This window comes from Thermovirga sp. (assembly GCA_012523215.1).
GTDB lineage: Bacteria > Synergistota > Synergistia > Synergistales > Thermovirgaceae > 58-81.
On sequence record JAAYIZ010000314.1, the window covers coordinates 1 to 4,233 of the forward strand.

Below are 4,233 nucleotides of genomic sequence, written 5' to 3' on the forward strand. Positions count from 1 at the left end.
CCGGGAAAGACCTCCCCCGGGCCGGAAAGCTTGCAGCGCGGTTCGATGACATCCTTCACGGGGATTATCCTGAGGCTCTCACCGGGACGGGCGAGTTCCAACTCGGCCTTGGCAAACCGCGGTTCCTTCAACACGATGGAGAGCATCTCCTCCCGGTTGACGAACAGGGTTCCTCGGCGGACCTCCGTCGCGTCACCCCATGAGATGTTTTTGATCCTCACTTTGTGCAATTCCAACCTCATGGGCTATCCCTCCCTGCCCTGTGATCAAGAACAAGCATGATCAAATTATAGCCTCGCCTCCTGAATCGTGATACTGTTCATCTTCAAGGACTTGTACTCCCTTGGAGGACCTTTTTTTGTTTCTTTGCACAAAACGCTTTCCTTCGATAAGGGTACCGCCGACCAAGGAGGGGATAGCCATGCTGAAGCGCTTTGCCCAGGAGATTTGCGATATAACCCACGGCATAATCGGGCACCATGTTCTGATAACCGATGAAAAGGGCCTGACCATAGGAAGCAGTGATCCTGCCCGGCTGAAGACGATCCATACGCCTTCCCTGGAGTGCATGAGCTCCCGGGCCGAAACCTACACCGACCGGGAAGAGGCTTCCCGCTTGAAAGGCGTCAAGCCCGGCGTCACCCTTCCGATTTGCCTTGCCGGGGAAGTGGTGGGTTCCATAGCCATCGCCGGTGATCACAGGGAGGTAGCCCGTTTCGGCTACCTGGTACAAAAACAGGCGGAACTTTTTGTCCGGGAGCAAGTGATCCAGGAATCCGCGGGGGCCAGGGACAGGGCGATCCAGGAACTGGTCGCCTATATATCTTCCTTCGCCCCCGGTCACGATGACCCCGGTATCCTGGCGACACGGATCAGGGAGTTGGGTTTCGAACCCGACATCCCGAGGGTCTGCCTGATACTGGAACCAGGGCATGCCAAGACCGAGATGGAGGAAAAGGATCTGAACCCCCTGGAGCGGGCTTCCCTGGCAAAGGACATACAGGAGATCATCCGGTCCATCTTCCCCGAACCGTCGAACTTCGGTTCCAGCCTTGGTCGCAGGAGGTTCGCTATCTTCGCCCCTATAGAGGGGGCCGAAGAATACCCCCTCCAGGATCACATCGTGGCTGGTTGTCAAAAATGCAGGGAGCAGATGAGGGGGATGGGACTGATCCTGACGGTGGGGGCAGGTTCGCCGGCACGCGTCTTGGAAGAACTCCATGATTCGTACCTCGATGCCTGGAAAGCGTTGACAATAGGGCTCAAGAAAAATGAACCGGCCAGGACTCATTCAATCGGCGACTACCGAATGGAGGATCTTTTAACCACGGTAAATATGAAGAAAGGGCGGATTTTCGTCGACAGAAATCTTTCGGGGCTCAGAAAGATCCCCGGCGGGGAGGAGATGCTTCACACCTTTCATGCCTGGTGCCGTCATCCCTGCAGCCCCGGTCTTGTCGCGGGAGAACTCAACATTCACAGGAACACCCTGCGATACAGGATAGAAAAGATCAAAAAGACAACCGGCCATGACATAAGGAGTTTCCGCGATGCCTTCGAGTTCTTCATGGCCGTGACGCTCGAAACGCTTCTGGACTGACCCCAAGACGGCAGGCGCCGGGAGAATCAAACGCGGCCGGGGCGGGGGCGCTCAATCTTCCGGTGGGCAACCGTAATGACCTCAGTAAGAGAACTTGCTGTAATCCTTTGGGACCTCGAAGAGAGACTGGTCGATAATCTCTTCGCTGATATTTTTGCATGTCATGACGACCTGGCCGTTTTTTCCCTGGGAAATTCCCTTGATCGGGAAGTTGAGTTTCCGGGCTACCCATACCACGGAACTCTCCAGGGCCCACATTTCGGAATTCTTGTAGATCACTTCGTACTTGTCGCATTGGTAGCCCTCGACCGTCTCCGTCCCGATCTTTTTCAAATCCGCTTCATCGGAAAGTTTTTTTTCGATGTCCTCGTCGCCCAAGATCATCTGGTTATTGGGAAATTCCATGTACATTTTCTCCCCGGGGATGAGAACAAACATTAACCCCCTGGCCCCGTCGATGATGCTGATATTCGTTCCCCCGCCGGGGACCTCCGTCTCTTGGCGCATGAGACTACCGCTGACGAAAACCTTGCTCGTGATAGTCTCCCCACTGGTCTCCATGGTCATGTCCGCCTTGAACTCCGCGGCAAAGCCCGGACTGGAGAAAAACAATAGGGCGATAACGTATAGTACAAGACCCAGCCTTTTCACGTTCATCATCCTCACCTGCCCGGCTCTTATCATTTTGGATCCTGTACACTATTCTACTCCTCAGAAAGGAAAGGGTGCACCTTCCGGCTAAATTTCCCCCACGAGATATCTTTCAAGCCACCGGGGTTTTGTGAAATATAATGGACATCTCGGGAGGATTTCTCGGGATCGCGGGAAGGGACAAAGGGGAGAAACCATGATGAAGATGATTCGGCAATCCAGCCTTTTCGGCCGGTCGCCCCAGGGGTTTACCGGTCCAGGCAGCGGGGAACGGATCCTATGAGTGACCTGGCCGGCCTTCTCGGTTCACTGAAGGGGCGCAGAGTACTCGGGGTGAACCCCCCGGTGATGGACTTCGCCTTCTTCGACTTCTGGGCAAAGCCCCTGGGCCTTCTTTTCCTGCTCGGATTCCTGAGAGAAAGGGGCAACGAGGTAAGCCTCGTCGACTGCATCCGCGCATCCGGCAGTTCCGACAAGAAGTATGGCCGAAGGGCCCCCGCCAGGAGGGAAATACCCAAGCCTGAAGTCTACCAAGGGGTCCCCCGGCGTTTCTGGCACTACGGGCTGGACGAAGAGGAACTGGCCTCCAGGATAAGTGCCCTGCCACGGCCGGACCTCGTTCTCGTCACCTCCGCCATGACCTACTGGTACAAGGGCGTCTTCTGGTGTGTAGAACAACTCAGGAGGATTCTGCCGGGTGTCCCGGTGATCCTCGGCGGCATATACCCCGTCCTCTGCCCCGAGCATGCCGCCCTCTCGGGGGCGGACCTGGTCCAAACGGAGCCTTTGCCCCTCCCCTCCTCCATGCCGGCCATGGACCTTTATGGACGGTTAACCTTCGGGGTGGTCCTTTCATCCACCGGGTGCCCCAGGAGATGCTCCTACTGCGCCTCCTCGCTGCTCCACCCGGAATTCCGGCAAAGGGACCTGGATCGTTTGATGGCCGAGATAGACCTCCAGGTCGGTCTGGGGGCGGGCGACCTCGCTTTCTACGACGATGCCCTCCTCGTCGGGAAGGAGAACCACTTTTATCCCCTCTGCGAAAAAATTGCCGCGTGCCACCCCGATTTGAGGCTCCACACCCCCAACGGACTTCACCTTCGCGAGATAGATCGGGACTGCGCTTCCCTGTTGTACCGGAGGGGCTTCAAGACCATCCGCCTCAGCCTTGAAGGTATCGATGATGTCAACCTCAAGGCTGGAGACTTCAAAGCTTCTCCCGAGGAGTACAGGGCTGCCGTGTCCTATCTCCTGGAGGCCGGTTACAGGCCCGACCAGGTCGAGACCTATGTTCTTGTAGGCCTTCCGGGACAGGGGCCCCATGACGCAGCCGAAACGATCCATTTCATCAAGTCCCAGGGGGCAAAGGCGAAACTAGCCCAATTCTCCCCAATCCCCGGCACGCCCCTCTTCGAAGAGGTCCTTCGCAAGCACCCCGAAGTGCTGCATGAACCCCTCCTGCAGAACAATACCGTCTACTCGCCCTTCGTCTCGGGCGAGATAAAGCCGCAGGAGCTGCAGCACCTCAAGAACCTGGCCCGCCTCCCCGGTTGACACCTCGGCGATTCCTCATGCTACACTGCATGAGATCCGTGTTCCGCATGAAGAAGGTGTCTCATCCATGAACTCGTCCCGGGTCCTCACGCTCCGATTCCTGGCGGGAAACTTCGCCATAATGGCTTTTGGCGATCTGTACTTCGTCCTTGCCCTGTACCTGCAGGGTATGGGGGTCACTGATCCCGGAACCCTGGGATGGATACTGGGGATTTACTTCGCCGTCTCAACGATCACCAGCCCTCTCGCCGGCATTCTCCTCGAGAGGTTTTCCATCCGGAAGGTGATGCTCGCGGCATCATTCTTTTGCATGGCCAGCGGGGCCGGGGTTGCCCTGGCGGGGTCTTCCGTCTCCCTGATACTGATTTTTCGAGCTCTTACGGGTTTTTCTTCAAGCCTTTTTATTGTGGGCCTGACCACCTACCAGG

The 4,233-nt window shown here is 56.8% G+C and carries 5 protein-coding genes; 3 read left to right on the forward strand and 2 right to left on the reverse strand.

Annotation, left to right across the window (positions count from 1 at the left end; all coding sequences use genetic code 11):
* Window positions 1–242, reverse strand: a 242-nt coding sequence (locus GX108_08390) for a beta-aspartyl-peptidase (protein NLO57039.1), incomplete at its 3' end; no start/stop codon positions are given.
* A 179-nt stretch (window positions 243–421) separates the two neighbouring features.
* On the opposite strand from GX108_08390, the gene GX108_08395 reads away from it, so the two are divergent.
* Complete coding sequence (locus GX108_08395; protein NLO57040.1) at window positions 422–1,600, forward strand: hypothetical protein; 1,179 nt, start codon at window positions 422–424, stop codon at window positions 1,598–1,600.
* Window positions 1,601–1,681: 81 nt separating this feature from the next.
* Here GX108_08395 and GX108_08400 read toward each other — a convergent pair whose 3' ends face one another.
* Window positions 1,682–2,284, reverse strand: coding sequence for a DUF4412 domain-containing protein (locus tag GX108_08400; GenBank protein NLO57041.1), 603 nt, complete (start codon window positions 2,282–2,284; stop codon window positions 1,682–1,684).
* Window positions 2,285–2,530: 246 nt separating this feature from the next.
* Here GX108_08400 and GX108_08405 point away from each other — a divergent pair, with 246 nt between their 5' ends.
* Both GX108_08405 and GX108_08410 read left to right on the forward strand, forming a co-directional pair.
* Window positions 2,531–3,805, forward strand: a complete 1,275-nt coding sequence (locus GX108_08405; protein ID NLO57042.1) for a radical SAM protein — start codon at window positions 2,531–2,533, stop codon at window positions 3,803–3,805.
* A 67-nt stretch (window positions 3,806–3,872) separates the two neighbouring features.
* Window positions 3,873–4,233 (forward strand): MFS transporter (locus GX108_08410; GenBank protein ID NLO57043.1); only part of this gene is annotated, 361 nt, incomplete at its 3' end.

Bases quoted from the DNA above. Each gene is read 5' to 3' on its own strand.
- GX108_08395 (NLO57040.1), top strand. From the start codon at position 422: ATGCTGAAGCGCTTTGCCCAGGAGATTTGCGATATAACCCACGGCATA.
- GX108_08400 (NLO57041.1), bottom strand. From the start codon at position 2,284: ATGATAAGAGCCGGGCAGGTGAGGATGATGAACGTGAAAAGGCTGGGT.
- GX108_08405 (NLO57042.1), top strand. From the start codon at position 2,531: ATGAGTGACCTGGCCGGCCTTCTCGGTTCACTGAAGGGGCGCAGAGTA.